This is a genomic window from Streptomyces sp. NPDC006510, assembly GCF_040611955.1.
In the GTDB taxonomy this organism is placed as follows: domain Bacteria; phylum Actinomycetota; class Actinomycetes; order Streptomycetales; family Streptomycetaceae; genus Streptomyces.
The window spans coordinates 57471-75391 of sequence record NZ_JBEXPH010000018.1 but is presented as its reverse complement, the minus strand read 5'-3'; the positions used below and the strand labels follow the sequence as shown (position 1 = coordinate 75391).

Below are 17921 nucleotides of genomic sequence, written 5' to 3'. Positions count from 1 at the left end.
CCGGTTCGGGCCGCCGGAGAACGTGAGCGAGGCGCCGTCGAGCACCGGTCGGAGGCCGCGCACGGCACGGTCCACCCGGTCCTGTTCGGCGGCCGTCTCGACGCGTACGTCGACCAGCAGCCGGGCCGTGTCGGGCACCGTGTTGCACGTGGTGCCGGAGGTGGCCACGGTCGGTGTCACCGTGGTGCCGGCCGCCGGATCGGCAAGGGCGGACAACGCCAGGACCTGGTGGGCCAGTTCGGTGGTCGTGTTGACGCCCCGGTGGGGTTCCAGTCCGGCGTGCGCGGCGCGCCCGGCGATGGCCAGCTCGTAGCCGGACATCCCCTTGCGCGCGGTTTTCAGCGCGCCGCCCTCGCTCGCCTCCAGGACGAGTGCGGCCCCGGTCCGGCGGGCCTCGGCCTCGATCAGGGCGCGCGAGGTCGGGGCGCCGATCTCCTCGTCGCCGGTGAGCAGGACCGAGACCCCGTCCAGGTCGTCGAGGACCGACAGTGCGTGGAACAGCTGCACCACCCCGGCCTTCATGTCGAAGCAGCCGGGGCCGGTGAGCCGGCCGCCGGTCACCTCGAAGGGGTGGCGGTCCAGGGAACCCACCGGCCACACCGTGTCGAAGTGGCCGAGCAGCAGCGCCCGGTCGCCGGAGCCGAAGCGCCAGCGCAGGGCAGGGCGGCCCGAACCGTCGATCCACTCGGGCGCCGCGCCGGTCAGCCGGGTGCCGATCTCGGCGACGACCCGGGCGCAGTCGGTGACCGCGGCCAGGTCGTCGCTGGGCGACTCGGTGCGGACCAGCTCCTCGATATCGGCCAGCAGGACCGGCAGCCCGGCCTCCAGGGCGGTGACGATCGCTGTCACGTCAGCCCACCTTGGGGGTGGCGCGGCCACCGTGGTGGATGTACGGAGTGCCGTCGGCGAGTGTGCAGAACACGACCGGGACCCAGAGCTTGAACCCCGGCCGCTGCACGACGAACAGCCCCGGCTCGACGGGGCGCAGCTCGTACTCCTTCTCCGTGTCGGGGGCCAGTTCTGCCAGTGGTCCGGTGATCCGGTCCAGCATCACCAGGCCGCCGTCCCGCTCCACGATCTCCATCCGGCTGGACAGCCGCTGGTACACACCGACGTAGTCGGCGGGATCCACCGGCACCGGTTCGGTCGCGGGCTCGATGGTGGTGCGCATCGTCACCCCGGCCAGCTCCTGGACGATCTCCGCGTAGACGTCCCGGTAGAGGCCCGAGGTGTCGCCGCCGTTGGTGAGCAGGCAGATCGCCAGCTCTGCCTCGGGCAGGATCCTCAGGTAGGCGTTCTGGCCGATCGTGCCGCCGTCGTGTCCGTACACCCGGTGTCCGTCCCAGGTGTCGAGGAACCAGCCGAGCCCCCAGGCGTTGCCCAGGATGTGCGGGTCGGGGATCTCGACCTGGGGGGTCTGCATGGCGGCGACGGACTCCTCCGAGAGGAGCTTCGTACCGTCCCCGGTGACGCCCTTGTCGAGGTGCAGCCGGGCGAACTCCAGCACTTCGCGCGGCGTGGAGCAGATCAGTCCTGCCGGTCCGGCCGAGCGCATCAGCCCCCACATCGGGGCCTGCTCCGGCGGGCTCCCCAGGTGTCCGATGGCGGCGCGGAAGCGCAGCACCTCCTCCGGCAGGGTCGCGGTGTGCGTCAGGCCGAGCGGCCGGTACAGGCGCTCGCGCATCAGCTCGTCCCACTGGACGCCGGTGACGACCTCCAGCACCCGGCCGAGCAGGGTGAAGCCCGCGTTGCAGTACGACATGGTGGCGCCGAGCGGGTGGTTGGGGGTGGCGTCGCCCAGCAGCGCGACGTACTTCTCCAGGCAGTCGTCGCCCCGACCGGTGTCGGTGAAGAGGTCGCCGTCGATGCCGCTGGTGTGGGTCAGCAGGTGCCGGAGCGTCACTCCCTGGGTCAACTCATCGGTCGCGAGGCGGAGTTCGGGGAGTACGGAGACGATGGGGGCGTCCAGTTCGAGCAGGCCCTCGTCGACCAGGGCCATGGCCACCGTGGTGGCCCAGACCTTGGTGATCGAGCCGATCTGGAAGAGGGTGTCGGTGGTCGTCTCGATCCCGGCCTCCGTGTTGGCCAGGCCGACGGCGGCCTCGGCAACGATCTCGCCGCGGTGCAGGATGGCGAGACCGGCGCCGGGGACGGAGTGACGGGCTGTGAGTTCGGTGAGCCGGGTGGTCCAGCGGGCTGACAGCTCGGTGGTGTCGGTCATGTCGTGCTCCGATTCCGTTTCGTTCAGCGGTTGGTGTGCGTGGTGACCCATTCGATCAGCCTGCGGGAGTAGTCCTCCCGGTGCGAGGGCCGGCCGTCCAGGAGGAACAGATGGGAGCTGCCGGGGTACACGACCAGCCGGGCCGGTACGTCCCGGGTGCGCAGCGCGTGGAACCACTGCTCGGCCTGGCCCACCGGGCAGGTGTCGTCCGCGCCGTCGTGCAGGATCAGGGTGGGTGCGCGTACCGCGTCGGCATGGCTGAGCGGCGAGAGTTCCGTCAGCCGTTCGGGGTCGCCGATCTCGTAGCGGGCGATCAGGTGTCCTTCTTCGGAGGTGCCGGCCATGCTCTTCAGATCGACCAGGACGCCGCCCGGTACGACGGCGGCGAAGAGGTCGCTGCGGGTGGAGAGCCAGCAGGTCAGATAGCCGCCGTAGCTGTAGCCGGTGAGCGCAATCCGTTCCGGGTCGACGAGTCCTTCGGCGACGAGGGCGGCGACCGGTTGCAGGACGTCCTGTTCGTCCGTCTCGCCCCAGGCGCCCACGGCGCCCGTGTAGAACGCCTCGCCGTAGCCGTCGCTGGCGCGGACGTTCAGCGTCAGGACGGTCCAGCCCCGCGAGGCCAGCTCCTGGTGGTAGAGGTGGGCCGGATCGGAGTGCGGGGCCCAGGCGTTTTGCGGGCCGCCGTGCACGTCCACCAGCAGCGGGCCGCCCGGGGGTGTGTCCGCGGCACGGGTGATCATGCCGTGCACGACCGTGCCGTCCGCGATGCTGAACTCGCGTTCGGTGACCGGGTGGAGGGCGATTTCGGGCAGCGACCGGACCATGTGGTCGGTGAGCCGCGCGGGCTGCCGTCCGGTCGACGGCTGCCCGGCCTCCCCGGGCGTCCAGGCGTCCAGGTCGAGCAGCACGACCTCGGCGAAGCGCGACGCGTCGGAGACCACGACCGCCGCCCGCCCGGCCTTCGCGGCGACCGAGCAGCCGCTGACCCCGGTGCCGGCGGGCAGTGGGGAAGCGCTGATCCCGGCCGCGTCCACCCGGTACAGGCGGGTGGCGCCCCGGTCCCGGGCGCAGAACACGATGTCGTTCTGGTTGGTCGCGTAGTTGAGCCCGACGGTGAGCGGCTTGCCGTCCTTGGTCCAGGTGCCGCCGCTCTTCGTCCAGCCGGCCGCGGTGAGTGCGGCGGCTGCCCGCACCGTGTCATGGGCGGGGAGGTTGCCGGTCACCGTGTCGCCGGCGCAGGGGGTGGGGGTGATCTCGCCTATGCCGGTGGGCGGTCGGCCCTTCCCACCGGTGGCGACGCTGCCCAGCTGCTTCAGGTCCAGCACGGATACCAGGGCCTTGCGTACCGCGAGGTCGGCGGTCGGACGGCCGGCGGCCTGGTTGAACAGCAGCTGTCCGAACAGCGCCTCCGAGCTCCGGTACTTCACCTTGGCCGCGTCCAGCCGGTCCTGGTCGGCACCGTTGATGAGGGCGACATTGATCTGACCGGCCATCAGGAGGTTCGCCGCGGTCGACTCGTTGGCGACCACCTTGACCACCACCTTGCCGGGCAGGCCGGCGCCGCTGGACCCGCGGGGGCCCCAGCGGTATCCGTCACGCTTGACGTAGGTGTAGTGGTCGCCCGGAACGGCTTCGGTCAGCCGGTAGGGGCCGCTCGCGTTGGTGGTCCTGGCCAGTGCCGTCGGCCTCGCCAGGCTCTTCTCGCACAGCAGCGGCAGCAGCCGGGCCATCTGCACGATGAACGGCGCGGGCTTCGTCGTGGTGACGGTGACCGTCCGGGTCGCCTTGTCGGCCTTCGCCACAGCGGTGACGGGAACCGAGAGGCCGAGCATCGGCGACTGGTTCTTCGGATCGGCGATGTGGTTGTACTCGGCGGCCACGTCCTCGGCGGTGAGCGCCGAGCCGTCCTCGCAGGTGACGCCGGGACGGATGGTGAACTTCGCCGAGGTGGTCGTGGCGGACCACTTCTCGGCCACTCCCGGAACCAGCGAACCGTCGGCGTCGATGTGCACGAGCGTGTCGTACGCGAAGGAGTTCATCGCCAGTGCGGTGCTGGCCAGCGCCGTGGTGGGACTGAGGCTGCCGGGATCACCGGAGGCGGCGACCGTCACCGTCGACCCGTCACCGCCGCCGGCGGACGTACCGCCGCCGCACGCGGCCGCGGAACCGACGAGGCCGAGCGCCGTGACCACCGCGGCCGTCGTCCGGGTCCTGCGGGCCGTTCGTTTTCCTGCGGTGCTGGCCATGGTCACCTCCCAGGGAGCGGCACGCCGCCGCCGAGTGAGGGAACAGTAGGCAGCGCCCGACCGGCTCCGAGTGGTCGCACCGCACAAAAAATGGGCTCCCCGACGGTGCGCCGCACCGAAGACGGGCGCCCGGACACAAGGACGGAGAGATTCCGGAGGGGTTCTGGACGAAATACTTCCGGATGCCGGGAAAACCGATCGCGATGAGTTCCGGCGCCTGACAGCCTGTGGCGCATGACCGCGCTGCACCAGATACGGGCCGACTACGACGCCCGGACCATCGTCGTCTACCAGGCGTACTCACCGGCTGTCGCCGGTCCGGCTCTGCGGGCGAAACGGTTCGTGGCACCGTTCTCGTTCAACCGGATGACCTGGATCAAGCCGTCGTTCCGCTGGCTCATGCACCGAAGCAACTGGGCGCAGAAGCCGGGCCAGGAGCGGATCCTGGCGGTACGGATCACCCGGGCCGGATGGGAGGAGGCGCTCTCGCGGGCCGTGCTGACGACGGCCGACCCGTCGGCTGTCGCCCAGGCTCCCGTGCACGTCCAGTGGGATCCCGAACGCTCACTGCGGGGAGCCGCTCTCAACCACTACAGCATCCAGGTCGGGGTCGGCCGCGGTCTGATCCGCACGTTCGCCGAGGAGTGGGTCGTCGACATCACCGACGTCACGCCCCGGGCCCAGAAGATCTCGGCGCTCAGACAGAGCGGCCGGAGCACCCAGGCCCAGCGGCTGCTCCCGCCCGAGCGGATCTATCCGGTGCCCCCGGCCATCGCGAAGGGCCTTCGCATGGACGCGTGAGCGGCAGGACGGTGGATGCCGCCACTTGCGGCGGGCTACTGCATCACCTGGAGCGCGGTGTGCCCGAAGGACCGCTCGCAGGAGTAGACCTGCATGGTGTAGCCGCGGCCGATGGTGACCTGGGTGGGCTCCTGCGGCTGCGGGTGGACCACTCCGGGTGCCGCGCAGGCGGCTTCGTCCTCGACGGGGCGCCAGCTCTGTTCATTGTCCCATTCGGTACTGTCGACGGTCAGCAACGGACGGACGGGCCCGCCGCAGTCCGGGCACCCCATGGGCCACGGATCGCAGAAGCTCCAGTTGCCCCAGCCACCGATCTTCCATCCCGGCGCCACGGACAGGGCGTACTGGTACAGGTAGTCGCGCGGCTCCTCCCAATCCCTGACGCGCTCGGCGAGTTCCTCGTCCAGTTCGTGCGGTGCCGGGTACTCGGTGACCGGTTCGGGGTGCAGCACGCAGGGGCTGGGCAGGTAGTCACCGTTGTCGATCACCGACGGCTCGGGGGGTGTGGACAGCAGCGGACCGACTTCCGCGGCTCTCCGCCACACGAGGCGCACCTGCGGAAGGCACTCGTCGCCGTGCTCGAAGGGACACCACAGCACCTGGAGCAGATCGGTGGCCTGCGGTCCGGGCCACAGGCTGTCGCCCTCGGCGGCGGGGAGGTCACGTGCGTAGAGCTGGGCGACTGACAGCAGGGGTACCGGCCCGTTCTGCGGGATGCGGCGACCGCTGTAGCCGATCCGGTCCAGCACTTCCCGCTCCTGCGGGGTGAGGTCCAGGCGGTTGCCCTCCGCACGCGCCCAGGCCGCGGTCAGGACACGGCGGCTGTCCCGCACCTCGTCGGGCGCGAACCCGAGGTGCCACGGGCCCGCGTGCTCCGGGCAGATGGGCCACGGCTCGTCCCGTGGCCACAGCAACGGTCCGCCCACGGAGCTGTCCCCGACGGCCGGCTTCCCCGGGCGCGGGTGCAGCCGCACCGCCGTACGTGCCAGCGGAGCAAGCTCCGGAAACTCGTTGGTGATGTCGACCGGTCGAGGAGGCGTCGTGCGGTGCATCGGAGCAGCGTAGGCCGCCGGGCACCGGCCCGTCGCACCGGCCGCCCGCCCCGCCGGACAGACCCTAGAGCGGTGGCTCTGTGGAGAGTTCCAGCAGCCAGCGTGCGCTCTCCGCTTCGCCGGCCGCGCCGACGCCGCCGGACACACCGGGGAAGAGCCGTCCCCAGGAGCAGGCCCGGCCTATCGCCCCGAGCCGCCAGGCCAGACTCAGCGCACGCCGCAGTTCGGCCGTCGTGCGACCGTCGCTCGTCCACTGTTCCAGGTAGGCGTCCCGAAGCCGGGGCAGCGCCTCGGGCCCGAACCGCTCACGGGCGGCACGGGCGGGGACGAGAAAGCTGCAGAACGGGTGGGCGACGGCCGCGTCGCCCCAGTCGAAGAACGTGAAACGGCCCGGCTCGGGCGCGAAGAGCTGACCGTCGTGCAGGTCGGAGTGGTCGAGCGTATCGGCGATGCCCGCTCCCGTGAGCTCCTCGCACCACTCCACGAGCCGGGGCCGCAGCTCGCACAAGGCCCTGCGGTCGGCGGGCTCCAGTGCGGTGTTCCCGTCGACGACCCGGTCGAAGGTCTCCGGGAGCACGGCCGTGCGCGCGCTGGGGACACCGAGCAGTTCGATCTCCTCTGCGTACGGAACGAGCGCGCGCTGCATTCCGGCGTACTGGCGCAGCGGTTCCTCCCAGGCACCCGGATCGACCGCGGTGCCGGCCGCCGAGTCGAGAGCGTCGCGGAAGAGCGTGCCACCGTCCGGGAGCAGCGACCAGCCCCGGCCCGCGTCGATGGCGAGCGGCTCCAGTACGTGCCCGGGCACCCAGCGGGCCAATGCCTCGGTCAGCCCCGCCTCGAAGGCGCTGGCGGGCGGGTTGGCCTTGAACCACACCGCGTCGTCTCCCGCGACGGACATCCGCACCAGCACCGACCACGGCCGGAGCCTCACCTTTCGTGGCCCGGTTTCCCGCAGCCCATGAGCGGCGAGCCCGCGCTCCGCCCATCCGATGGCGTCCGCCCGCCATGACTCCTGTTCCCAGGGCGTCACCGCGTCCTGGTACTGCCCTCGGTCCACCACTGCCGACGCATCGCTTCGCATCGCGCCATCCCATCACCGTGCCGGTCGGCCCTTCATCCGAATTTCCGGTGACTGTGCCCCGCTTTCCGCTGATGGTGCCCCGCTCTCCCGGCCGTTCGGCAGGGGCGATAGCGTCGGTGTCATGACGATCGAACGTGATGCCCGCCGGATTTCCGTCACCGCGTTGACCGCGATCTCCGGTCTGCATGTCGCCTGGGGGCTGGGCTCGACCTGGCCGCTGCCCGACCGGGAAACCTACTCCGACGTGGTGATCGGCCGCCCGAATCCGCCCGGCCCGGTGGCGTGTTTCGCGGTGGCGGGCGCGTTGGGAACCGCGGCGCTGCTGGTGGCAGGCAGGCCGCGGCGGCGCCCGGCGCTGTCCCGGATCGGTGCGGCCGGCGTCGCGGGTGTGCTCGCTCTGCGTGGTGCGGTCGGTCTCTCGGGCCGGACGGACCTGCTGTCCCCGGGATCCGTCTCGCCCCGCTTCCGGCGCCTCGACCGGCTCGCCTACTCGCCACTGTGCCTCGCGCTCGCGACCTCGACCGCGATCGCCACCGCCCGGCGCAAGGGGTAGCCGGCCTGCGGGGCGACGGGACGAGCGGCCTACTGCCGCACTTCTCGCGCGCCGATCATCCCGAGACTGTCGATCGCCGCGGGAGACAGCCGCGATTCCACCAAGCCCGAAAGGGGCATCCAGGTGACGGCGGAGGTGGAGTCGTCGGTCTTGGTGACCGCGAGCGGTCCGGGCTTGAGGTCGACCAGGTAGAAGAGTCCCACGAGATTCCAGTTCACTCCGAGCCGGTGAGCGGTGTACGCCAGCGCGTCCACCAGCCGGGCGTCAAGGAGTTCGAGGCCGGTCTCCTCGTACAGTTCACGTGCCAGCGTCTCCCGCGGCTGCTCACCGGGATCGATGCCTCCGCCGGGCAGGTGCCACAGCCCGGGCAGGAAGACCGGTGAGCTGTCCGAGAGTTGAGTGAGCAGCAGCTGCTGCTCCGCGACGGCTATCGCATACGCCGAGACGCGTGAACGTACGTCACTTCCCACGGGTGTCCTCCTGACATCGAGGTCCACGGCTCCGACCGGGCCGTCCGGGCCGTCCGGGCCGTCCGGGCCGTCCGGGCCGTCCGGGCCGTCCGGGACAACCTATCGATTGCGCGGAGGCGCCCGGACGTGGCTCCGGCCACGGGCCGGGAGCCGGACCCCGGTCTACCGGCGCTCCAGCGCCCCGCGGACGAAGGCGGCCTGGCCCGCATGCTGCAGATCGTCCGAGACGACGCTGATCAGACGGACCCCGAGAGTGACCGGCGGCGACCACGCCTCGTCGACGATGCGGTCCAGAGCCCGGTTGTCCAGCCCACACACGAAGCCGACGGTCTGCTCGTGGACCGCGTCGTGGTAACCGAGGAGCAGTTCGGCCGAGCGCACCCGCACAGCCGCGACGTCCGCGCTGCTGTGTCCGTACCCGGTGGCCTCCTTCCCGAAGGGCAGATCGAAACGGGAGGCCCAGTCCTCGGAGAACCAGACCTGCTCGACTCCGGCCGCGTCCGAGACATGGTCGTCCTGGATCCGGGTGAGATGCCATACGAGCCAGCCGATCGAGTTCGCTCCGTCGTCGGGACGAGCATGGAGGTCGGCGGGTGAAAGGCCCTCGACCGCCGAGTGCACCGTCTCCCGGACGCGAGTGAACGCGTCGGTCAAAAGGTCAGCACTGTTCATGCCATCACCATCGCCGCTGTCGGGCCGCTGCCCCGCCTTCGACACGCGCCGCGCACCGCATCACGCCGCGGCGACGGCCGCGGCCTTCGGCAGCACCGCGGCGTGCGCATAGGCTGGCAGCGTGCTTTGACGCCTGCCCGGAAGCCGGGCACCGCCATGATCTCCCTCGTACCCGAACGATTCCGGAACCGACGAAGGAGAAACACTTGAGCACCTCGCACCCCATCGACGTCCCCGCCGCGTTCGCCGCGTCCTACGGCGGGATGGGTGATGGGTCCGGCCGTGCCTGGATCGCCGCGCTGCCCGGACTGGCCGCGGAGTTCCTGGACCGCTGGAGCCTGCGGCCGGACGGCCCCGCAGCACACGGCATGGCCTCGCTCGTACTGCCGGTGACCCGCGTGGACGGTACCCCCGCTGTGCTGAAGCTCCAGCAGGTCACCGAGGACAACGTCGACGCCGTGCAGGGCCTGCGGGTGTGGAACGGCAACGGAGTGGTACGCCTGCTCGACCACGACCCGGGCACCGGCACCACGCTGCTCGAACGGCTGGACTCGGCGAGGCCGCTGTCGGCGGTGGCCGACGACACGGCCGCCGTGCAGATCCTCGCCGAACTCATGGCCCGCCTGGTCGCGGTGCCCGCGCCACGGGGCTTCCGGCAACTGGCCGACATCGCCGCGGCCATGCTCGACGAGGTACCGCGCGCCGTGCCGATGCTCCACGACCCGGCCGAACGGCGGCTGGTGCGCACCTGCGCGTCCGCGGTGGCCGAACTCATCGGCGAACCGGGCGACCGCCTGCTGCACTGGGACCTGCACTACGACAACATCCTCGCCGGACAGCGGGAACCGTGGCTGGCCATCGATCCCGAACCCCTGGCCGGTGACCCGGGCTTCGAGCTGTTGCCTGCGATGGACAACCGCTGGGACGAGATTGTGGCGACCGGCGACGTGACAGGAGCGGTGCTCCGCCGCTTCGACCAGCTGACCGAGGTGCTCGGCCTGGACCGGCAGCGGGCGACCGGCTGGACACTGGGCCGCGTCCTGCAGAACGCACTGTGGGACATCGAGGACGGCAAAGCCGCCCTGGAGCCGGCCCAGATCGCCATCGCCACCACCCTGTTGAGCCGACGGGGGCGGGAGCAGCGCAGCGGCCCCGCCACAATGCCGCCGGACGGTCGCCTGTTTCACGAGCGACCGCCTGCGGATCAGCCCCCCGGGCAGCGTTGATGTCGGATGCCACCGCGGGAGGTCAGGAGGCCCCGGCGTGGTGGTCGAGCAGGCGGGTGAGCAACTGCACGAACTGGTCGCGCTCGGCCGGACTCAGCGGCGCGAGCAGTTCGTCGTGGAGGTCGTCCAGGACCCTGTCGAGGCGGCGTAGGTGACGGCGACCCCGGGCGGAGATCGTGATGATGTTGCGTCGCTGGTCGTGTGGATCCGGCGCCCGCTCGACGAGGTGGCGCTCGGCCAGTTCGTTGAGCACGCCGACCATGTCACTGCGGTAGATGTCGGTGCGCCTGCTCAGCTCCGCCTGGCTGGCCGGCCCGTAATCCTGCAGTGAGGCGAGCACGGCGTAGTGCCACTTGCGGGCGTCGGCCTGGGCCAGCCCCTCGGCTACCAGCCGGTCCGAACGCGTGGACAGCTGCGACAACAGCCGGCTCGCCCGTCGACGCAGCCTGTCGGGCGTCCTGGGCGCGCCGTCGGGCATGTCCGTGGCTTCGGCTCTGGTCATGGCACCAATCCTGTCCATTGCGTTAGTCCACCTAACGATATACGTTCACTCGCACCGCTACCGTTAGTGCAACTAACACTGGTTGAGTGAATTCCCAGGAAGGAAGATCCGCCATTCCCACCAAGATGCTGCAGATTCCCACCACGGACGGCCAGGCCGACGCTTTCGCCGCCTTCCCCGACGACGGCGAGCGGCACCCGGGGGTGCTGCTGTACATGGATGCCTTCGGCGTGCGGCCCGAACTGGAGGAGAGGGCCCGTGAACTGGCCGGGCACGGCTACTACGTGCTCCTTCCCAACCTCTACTACCGGCACGGCCCGGCACCGGTGATCGAACTTCCCGAGTACATCGGAAAAGAGATCCGGCCCACGCTCATCGACCGGCTGATGCCCTTCATCGAGGCACACACCACCGAACGGGTCCTGCGCGACGCCGACGCCTACCTCGGGTTCCTCACCACCCAGCCCGAGGTCGACCCCGGACCGGTCGCCGCGATCGGCTACTGCATGGGCGCCCCCTTGGCGTTGCGCACCGCAGCGGCCCATCCCGACCAGGTGGCCGCCGTCGCCGGATTCCACCCCGGTTTCCTGGTCACCGACGCGCCCGACAGCCCGCACCGCCTCGTGCCCGAGGTCACCGCCCAGGTCCACTTCGGCCTCTCCGAGAACGACATGTCGCCCGAGGCCGTCAACGAGCTCAACCAGGCCCTGGACGCCGCAGGTATCGACTACAGCACCGAGATCTACCCCGGCACCGTCCACGGCTTCACCATGTCTGACACCTACGCCTTCAACCCCTCCGGGCTGAAGCGCCACTGGGACCGCCTGCTCCCGCTCCTCGGCCGCACCCTGACCAACAACTGAGACTCCGGCCCGGAGACCCGCGTCGGTGCGAGCCGGGCGGCGACCGCATCCCGCGGTCAGTGGTGGCGGCTCCGGACGCCGTCCGGGGTGGGCGGGCCGTCGCCGCGCGGCGGGCTGAAGTCAACTCCAAGATGTGCCCGGCGTCGCCCGGCCCCGGCGCGCTGTTGTGGTTACGGGGACGGCGGCAGGTCGCGTGCCTGGCGATGCCAGTAGTCCGCGATCGCTGCCGTCTGCTTGACGATCTCGTCGGGGCGTGGCGCCGCCGGCCAGAACTGCAGGAGGTACTGATCGGCTGCCGCCTCTCCGGCGAGAATGGCCAGCTCCTCCTCGCGCGCCCGGTCCATGTCGCTTCCGCAGTACCGCACCCGGTAGTCGGCCACGGGCAGATCCACCGACACCAACGGGGCGTCGCCCCACGGCAGGACGACCGTGGACTCGGAGGCGGGCCGGAACGGGACCTCCACCACGTCCTCCCAGCTGTCGTCGAGCGGGGGTGTGGTGTCGTGCACCTCGACGGTCAGCCCCACTTCCCCGGTGTGCAGGCCTGTCTTCAGATACAGATGTCCCGGTTCGGCGGCTCCGCAGAGCCCGTTGACCTGCCCCGCGCAGGTCGCCGATACCCCGGTGCCGTCATCGTCTGGCCTGCTCTCCACGTAGAACTGCCCGTAACAGACATGTAGTTCCCCGCTGTACACCGTTCGCATGCCCGCTCCTCCGTCGGTACTCGGCATCCGGGCCAAAGTACGCGGGCCGGCTCCGGTCCGCCCGACTCGGGGCGGGTTCTGTCACCGTCGTGCGCCGGGCACGCCCCGGTGCGGGGTCAGTTGCGCGATCCGGGCCAGGCGGCGCAACGAGTCGACCAGAGCCGCGCGGTCGTACGTACTGGTCGTGACGAGCACCTCGTCGGCGCCGGTCTCCTTGATGACCGTTTCGATCTCTGTGACGACTTCGTCCCCCGTGCCGTGGAGGTGGCCGCGCAACCCGTTCTCGTAGAAGCGGCGCTCCTTCTCCGTCATGCTCCGCGCCTCGATCTGATCGGCGGGGCGAGCGGCGGGAAGACGCCGTCGGTCCGGGAATGGGCCATGGACCACGCTTCCGGGATCAGGAGCCGACGGGCCTCCCCCGTGCTCCCGGCGAGCGCGATCGTCCCCGCCACGACGACATAGGGCTCCGCGGCCCAGGTGGAGGGGCGGAATTCCCGGCGGTAGCGCTCGATGGCGCGCAGCAGCTTCTCCCGGCCGCGGAGGTCGCCGATCACCAGTGGCAGCCCCGCAGCTGCCGCGATGCCCGCGCCCTCGCCGGTGGCCAGCAGGAACGGGGGGATGCGCAGGCCCTCGGCGGGAAGGGCGTGGACCTGCGGGTGGGCCCGCTGTGTGCCGTCCAGCCAGCCGAGCAGTTCGGTGAGCTGCCCGGCGAAGTCCTCGGCGGCCGATTTGTCCCGGCCGAGCGCCCTGCGGATGCCGTCGGTGAAGCTGGCGACGCGAGGAGCCGGGAACTCGTGCGGCCTCGTCGGAGGCATGCTCGGAACGTGCGTCGCACGGCAGCTTGAGTGCACACAGTCACGCGCACCGGGCGAACTCCGGGGCACAGTGGAAGCATGGGGGAGGGCGCGTTCGACGCCCGTGAGAAGACCGACGCATGGACGACCTCGCTCAACTCGCGGTTGGTCCGCTGGGATGCTGCGAAGCAGCGACGCGAGAAAGGACGAGAGCGATGACCACAGAACCTTCCCCCGAGGGTCCCGGGCCAGTCCCCAGTCGGCCGGATCCGGTGCCACACGACCCGCAGCCGCCGTCCGAGCCAGGTCCCAGCGAACCCGAGCCCCGGCCAGACTCGGAGCCGCCCCCGGCGCCGGGTCCCGGTCCCCGCCCGGTCCCCGAGCCGCCCGACTGATCGGAGAGTGCCGCTCCCGCGGCTCTTCCTTCCGGTTGCTCGTGAGCGCGACACCTCACCGATTGCGGCCTCGGAGTGGTCGACGCAAGGTGGATTACGTCATCCCCCACAGCGAAGGACAGAATCGTCATGAGTAAGGCAAAGGCGAAGGCCAAGCAGATCAAGGGCAAGCTGAAGGAAACCGTCGGCGGTGCCACGGACGACAAGGACATGCAGGCTGAGGGCCGCGGCGAGCAAATGGCAGGCAAGGCCCAGGAGACCGCGGCAAAGGCGGCTGAGCGGCTGAAGAAGTCCGGACGGTAGTACCTGCATTGTGGACCGCGCACCCAGGGCGACCGCATCCGGGTTTCACGGCCCCCGAGGCGCGGCCTGGTGCCGGCCGCGCGGCGGGCACCAGGCGGCGTCAGGTTTCGTTGTTCGGTGAAAGTTCGCTGACGTTCGGCGGTCACGGACTGTTGCAACGCCGGGTCACCGAGGCTGATTGCCCCACCCTGTTTTCATCATGTCTCCCATTGAGGAAAGCGCCGGTCTCGACTCGGGGTTACGAGTTGTCGTCCTGGCAGAGCCGCACGACCTGGCTAGCCACCGACACCTCGCGGATGTCGCATGCACTGTGTGTGCTCATGGGGCAGCGCACCACCCGCAATGCGATTTCCGAAGCCGAGTTCTACCTCGGGTGGGCCCGATCGGTGGTGCCGGCTGCCGTTGTGAGGTCGCGGGACGGCGGAGATTCAGCCTCGTGAGTCCTCGCGGGCCCGAGGCGAGCGGCTTCGTCAATTGACCCGGTCCCCCGGAGTCGGACAGCTCGTGTTCGGAACCCAAGACTCGCCAAGGAGTGTTCCATGGTGCTGGTCGGATACACAATGATGACCGAACAGGCCGGTCCGCGTGAGCTCGTCGAGCATGTGGTGGGCGCCGAGCGCGCCGGCTTCGACTTCTCCGTCGCTTCGGACCACTTCTTTCCGTGGCTGGACTCCCAGGGGCACGCCCCGTACGCATGGAGCGTGCTCGGCGCGGCCGCACAGGCCACGTCGCGGATCCCGTTGATGACGTGCGTGACGTGCCCCACCGTGCGATACCACCCTGCGGTGGTCGCACAGAAGGCCGCGACGATGCAGCTGCTCTCCCAGGGGCGGTTCCGACTCGGTCTCGGCTCCGGCGAGAACCTCAACGAGCACGTGGTGGGCGCGGGCTGGCCCGCAGCCCACGTTCGCTTGGAGATGCTGGAAGAGGCCGCAGAAGTCATTCGCGCACTCTTCGGCGGCCGTGATGTGAGCCATCACGGCACACATTTCGACGTGGAGAACGCCAAGCTCTGGGATCTGCCCGAGGAGCTGCCTGCGATCGGGATCGCAGTATCGGGGGAGCGGTCCTGCGAGATCGCCGGCCGACTGGGCGATCTTGTCATTGCCACCGAGCCCAGGAGCGACCTGCTGGACGCATTCGACCGGCACGGCGGTACGGGCAAGCCGCGGGTCGGCCAGCTGCCCGTCTGCTACGACACCGACCGGGATGCGGCGGTCGCACGGGCGCACGACCAGTTCCGCTGGTCGGTCGGCAGCTGGAAGGTCAACGCAGAGCTCCCGGGGCCGGCCGGATTCACCGGGGCCTCCCAGTTCGTGCGCCCGGACGACATCGCGGATTCCGTCCCGTGCGGTGACGACGTCGGCACCTTCGTCGAGGCGGTGCGTCCCTACGCCGAGGCGGGTTTCACGGAGATCGCCCTGGTCCAGGTCGGCGGTGACCATCAGCAGCCCTTCCTCGACTGGGCGGAGAAGACCCTTCTGCCCGCCCTGCGTGATCTCTGAGAGCCGGACGCGACAGTGAAACTCCTCCAGCCTCCGGGTGTCTACATGCCCCAGGAAGACACAGCCATGCTGATATCCGCTCTGCGGCGCGAGCATCTGTCACCCGGAGCGGAGGTACTCGACATGGGTACTGGTACCGGCGCCGTGGCGATCGCCGCAGCCCGCCACGGCGCTGCCCACGTGATCGCCATCGACACGTCGGCCGCGGCGGTGCTCACGACACGACTGAACGCACTGCTGTCGGGGCACGCGCGGGCCATCCGGGCCAGCCGTGGTGATCTGACGGAGCCTGCGACCGGCCTGAGGTTCGACCTCGTACTGGCGAACCCGCCGTACGTACCATCGGCGAACGTCCGCATGCCCCGCCGCGGTATTGCTCGGGCCTGGGAGGCGGGGATCGACGGCCGGGCGGTGCTCGACCGGCTCTGCGCCAAGGGCCCCGCTCTGCTGCGCCCCGGAGGTGTGCTGCTCGCGGTCCACTCCGTGCTGAGCAGCCCAGCGATGACCTTGGCGCGGCTGGCTGAAGCCGGATTGGACGTGGCTGTGACCGACCGCCGGTTCGTTCCCTTCGGGCCTGTCCTGCGAGAACGGGCCGGCTGGCTGGAGACTCAGGGCCTGATCGAGCGCGGCCAGGAGGCAGAGGAACTGGTGGTGATCCGTGCAGAACGGCCGTACTGAACCGGAGACCGCACCTCGGGCAGCTGCACGGCGCGTCATGCAGGAGCCGGGCGGACCCATGCTCGTGGAGGGGCCGGTCGAAGTGGTCCAGGAGGACGGACACATTGCACGCTCGGACCGGCCTGTCGTCGCACTGTGTACCTGTCGGCGGAGCCTCATCTTCCCTTGGTGCGATACGAGCCACCGCGGCCGGAAGAGGCCGAAAGCCCCACCGCCGGCCTCAGAGCGGCACACAGACTGAGGACTCGCCGCCCCGCCATGCGCCGAGCAAATGCTCCCCGAACCGGTCTTCCAACCATCCCGTGGCTGCGATACCGAAGGCGACGTCCGGTGCCAGATCCGGCTCCTCCTGGAGCAGACCGGCGACGACCTCATGCCGTACAAGCTGCTCATGCACGGCGTCGGCCTCCACATGCTCCGCGTAGAAGTGGATGGCCGCAGGCCCGGCACCGGCGCGCTTCAATGCCTGCGCGAGGCGCCGCGACCCTGGTGGCGATGTGGTCTCCACTGAGGCGAAGTGACCAACCAGCGCACCACGGTGTGTACGGTGGAGTCCAAAGAGTGACATGAGGTTGACGGTCGCGAGCATCTGCCGAGAGCCGGCGTCGAGGTAGCGCCCATACGAGGTGTCCAGGTTGAGGTCCGCCATCAGATCGGCGAACAGCTTCGAGTGAACCTGTTCTGCCCGTCCCGCTCCGAATTCGTCGTACTCCACAGCGGCCATTCCTGCCTTGGCCCGGCCCGTCAGGCGCGGGATCACCCACACGTGCGGATCAGCCTCCTTGAGGTGGTAAAGCGAGCGGTGAGCGGCGTACTCGCGTAGATGCCACAGCTCGCCCTCGTCCCGCAGGAAGTACGACACGCCGTCGGCGTCCGACGGCTCCAGAACGAGTTCGTCCAGCGCGCTGCCGATGTCCTCGGCCACCGGTACGTCAGCGCGCAAAGCAGCCATGAACTCCCGCTCCAGCGCGGCACGCACCCTGAGCAGCTCCGGATCCCACTCCCAGGCGTCGTCCACACCGTCGAAGCCGCGGTAGTGCAACTCGTAGCAGAGGTACAGGGCGAGTTGGAGGTCGTCGTCGTACGGGTCGGTACCCGCTACCAGGCGTATGTCGGGCAGGCTGCGCAGTCCCGGTTCCCGACCCAGCGCCTCGATCAGAGCGGCAGACACCTCGCCTCGGGTTTCCGGGAGCCTCACGGTACTTCCCTTCGTTGGCATCTCCATCGCTTGCGACGGGTCTCCCAGCTTCGCGTTCCACCTCGTTCACATCGGAATCAGGATCGCTCACAACCAGGATTTCCGCATCGAGTAGAGGTCGGAGAGCTTCGCCAGGGCTTCGGACTCGGAGCAGCCCACAACGGCGACTCCGACCGGCGCGTGTGTTCCCATACTCGTCGGGGATTCACGAATGGGCGGCCGGTGGTCGCGGAGACGTTCGCCGGGCACATTCGTTTCAGCGGCCCGTTGCATGTCACCCGGACATACAAGACGTGAGCGCGGACAAACGCCCTCCTCAGCGCCTCGAACACCGAGGGCGCACTGTCCCGCCGCCAGTTGCGTCGATTGCAACGAGTCGGCACTTGCTCCGCTGTACGCCGGCCCGCCCTTGTTCGGAGCGTGGCAGCGTTCGGAGTGTGGCAGCGGGTCAGTGCGGCGTGTCCCCCTCTCAGTGCCTGAAGGTGTCCTTGCCCTTCTCGACGACCTGCTTCACTTTGCCCTTCATCTTTTGGGCCCTCCCCTTTCCCTCCAAACTTTCGTTACCCACGGCCCGCCCGACCGATTCCTTTGTTTTCCCCTCCGCAATTTTGCCAATGTTCTTGGACTTCTTTCCGATACCCATTTCGTTCTCCCTGA

Annotated in this window: 18 protein-coding genes and 2 pseudogenes; 8 read left to right on the top strand and 12 right to left on the bottom strand. The window is 69.9% G+C overall.

The window, feature by feature from the left end; translation table 11 throughout:
* The 3 genes from ABZY11_RS08980 to ABZY11_RS08970 all read right to left on the bottom strand — a co-directional run.
* Nucleotides 1-849, bottom strand: an 849-nt coding sequence (locus ABZY11_RS08980) for a M20/M25/M40 family metallo-hydrolase (RefSeq protein ID WP_356478484.1), incomplete at its 3' end; no start/stop codon positions are given.
* 1 nt (nt 850) lies between these two features.
* The gene (locus ABZY11_RS08975) at nt 851-2221 is read right to left on the bottom strand and encodes a serine hydrolase domain-containing protein (RefSeq protein ID WP_356478483.1); all 1371 of its coding nucleotides are present in this window, start codon (nt 2219-2221) and stop codon (nt 851-853) included.
* 23 nt (nt 2222-2244) lie between these two features.
* Nucleotides 2245-4467 carry an ABC transporter substrate-binding protein gene (locus ABZY11_RS08970; protein ID WP_356478482.1) on the bottom strand — a complete coding sequence of 741 codons (2223 nt, stop codon included), beginning with the start codon at nt 4465-4467 and terminating at the stop codon, nt 2245-2247.
* A gap of 234 nt (nt 4468-4701) precedes the next feature.
* On the opposite strand from ABZY11_RS08970, the gene ABZY11_RS08965 reads away from it, so the two are divergent.
* Nucleotides 4702-5268, top strand: coding sequence for a DUF4291 domain-containing protein (locus ABZY11_RS08965; protein WP_356478481.1), 567 nt, complete (start codon nt 4702-4704; stop codon nt 5266-5268).
* Nucleotides 5269-5303: 35 nt separating this feature from the next.
* Here the strand turns inward: ABZY11_RS08965 and ABZY11_RS08960 are convergent, their stop codons facing one another.
* Together ABZY11_RS08960 and ABZY11_RS08955 are read right to left on the bottom strand one after the other, a co-directional pair.
* A complete protein-coding gene (locus tag ABZY11_RS08960; protein WP_356478480.1) occupies nt 5304-6320 on the bottom strand; it encodes a hypothetical protein in 1017 nt (338 codons plus the stop codon).
* 64 nt (nt 6321-6384) lie between these two features.
* Nucleotides 6385-7401 carry an aminoglycoside phosphotransferase family protein gene (locus ABZY11_RS08955; RefSeq protein WP_356478479.1) on the bottom strand — a complete coding sequence of 339 codons (1017 nt, stop codon included), beginning with the start codon at nt 7399-7401 and terminating at the stop codon, nt 6385-6387.
* Between the two features lie 121 nt (nt 7402-7522).
* On the opposite strand from ABZY11_RS08955, the gene ABZY11_RS08950 reads away from it, so the two are divergent.
* Nucleotides 7523-7954, top strand: a complete 432-nt coding sequence (locus tag ABZY11_RS08950; protein ID WP_356478478.1) for a DUF3995 domain-containing protein — start codon at nt 7523-7525, stop codon at nt 7952-7954.
* A gap of 29 nt (nt 7955-7983) precedes the next feature.
* Here the strand turns inward: ABZY11_RS08950 and ABZY11_RS08945 are convergent, their stop codons facing one another.
* Together ABZY11_RS08945 and ABZY11_RS08940 are read right to left on the bottom strand one after the other, a co-directional pair.
* A complete protein-coding gene (locus tag ABZY11_RS08945; RefSeq protein WP_356478477.1) occupies nt 7984-8424 on the bottom strand; it encodes an NUDIX domain-containing protein in 441 nt (146 codons plus the stop codon).
* Between the two features lie 162 nt (nt 8425-8586).
* Nucleotides 8587-9096, bottom strand: coding sequence for a DUF664 domain-containing protein (locus ABZY11_RS08940; RefSeq protein ID WP_356478476.1), 510 nt, complete (start codon nt 9094-9096; stop codon nt 8587-8589).
* 206 nt (nt 9097-9302) lie between these two features.
* On the opposite strand from ABZY11_RS08940, the pseudogene ABZY11_RS08935 reads away from it, so the two are divergent.
* Nucleotides 9303-10205: pseudogene (locus ABZY11_RS08935) on the top strand (aminoglycoside phosphotransferase family protein); the annotation flags it as partial.
* A gap of 139 nt (nt 10206-10344) precedes the next feature.
* Here ABZY11_RS08935 and ABZY11_RS08930 read toward each other — a convergent pair.
* A complete protein-coding gene (locus ABZY11_RS08930) occupies nt 10345-10824 on the bottom strand; it encodes a MarR family transcriptional regulator (protein ID WP_356478475.1) in 480 nt (159 codons plus the stop codon).
* Nucleotides 10825-10937: 113 nt separating this feature from the next.
* Here ABZY11_RS08930 and ABZY11_RS08925 point away from each other — a divergent pair, with 113 nt between their 5' ends.
* A complete protein-coding gene (locus ABZY11_RS08925; RefSeq protein ID WP_356478488.1) occupies nt 10938-11687 on the top strand; it encodes a dienelactone hydrolase family protein in 750 nt (249 codons plus the stop codon).
* A 170-nt stretch (nt 11688-11857) separates the two neighbouring features.
* Here the strand turns inward: ABZY11_RS08925 and ABZY11_RS08920 are convergent, their stop codons facing one another.
* Both ABZY11_RS08920 and ABZY11_RS08915 read right to left on the bottom strand, forming a co-directional pair.
* Complete coding sequence (locus ABZY11_RS08920) at nt 11858-12391, bottom strand: hypothetical protein (protein WP_356478474.1); 534 nt, start codon at nt 12389-12391, stop codon at nt 11858-11860.
* Between the two features lie 81 nt (nt 12392-12472).
* Nucleotides 12473-13158 (bottom strand): annotated as a pseudogene (locus ABZY11_RS08915) (LLM class flavin-dependent oxidoreductase); the annotation flags it as partial.
* Nucleotides 13159-13709: 551 nt separating this feature from the next.
* Here ABZY11_RS08915 and ABZY11_RS08910 point away from each other — a divergent pair.
* The 4 genes from ABZY11_RS08910 to ABZY11_RS08895 all read left to right on the top strand — a co-directional run bounded on the left by ABZY11_RS08910 (nt 13710) and on the right by ABZY11_RS08895 (nt 16307).
* Complete coding sequence (locus tag ABZY11_RS08910; protein WP_356478473.1) at nt 13710-13883, top strand: CsbD family protein; 174 nt, start codon at nt 13710-13712, stop codon at nt 13881-13883.
* A 539-nt stretch (nt 13884-14422) separates the two neighbouring features.
* Nucleotides 14423-15388 (top strand): LLM class F420-dependent oxidoreductase, encoded by a 966-nt coding sequence (locus tag ABZY11_RS08905; protein ID WP_356478472.1) that lies wholly within the window; start codon nt 14423-14425, stop codon nt 15386-15388.
* Nucleotides 15389-15403: 15 nt separating this feature from the next.
* On the top strand, nt 15404-16066 hold the full coding sequence (locus tag ABZY11_RS08900) for a HemK2/MTQ2 family protein methyltransferase (protein WP_356478471.1): 663 nt from the start codon (nt 15404-15406) through the stop codon (nt 16064-16066).
* 37 nt (nt 16067-16103) lie between these two features.
* Nucleotides 16104-16307 carry a CDGSH iron-sulfur domain-containing protein gene (locus ABZY11_RS08895; RefSeq protein WP_266737309.1) on the top strand — a complete coding sequence of 68 codons (204 nt, stop codon included), beginning with the start codon at nt 16104-16106 and terminating at the stop codon, nt 16305-16307.
* Here ABZY11_RS08895 and ABZY11_RS08890 read toward each other — a convergent pair.
* A complete protein-coding gene (locus tag ABZY11_RS08890) occupies nt 16287-17291 on the bottom strand; it encodes an iron-containing redox enzyme family protein (protein ID WP_356478470.1) in 1005 nt (334 codons plus the stop codon). The genes ABZY11_RS08895 and ABZY11_RS08890 overlap by 21 nt on opposite strands.
* Nucleotides 17292-17733: 442 nt before the next feature.
* Nucleotides 17734-17907, bottom strand: a complete 174-nt coding sequence (locus ABZY11_RS08885) for a CsbD family protein (RefSeq protein WP_356478469.1) — start codon at nt 17905-17907, stop codon at nt 17734-17736.
* Nucleotides 17908-17921: the final 14 nt, after the last annotated feature.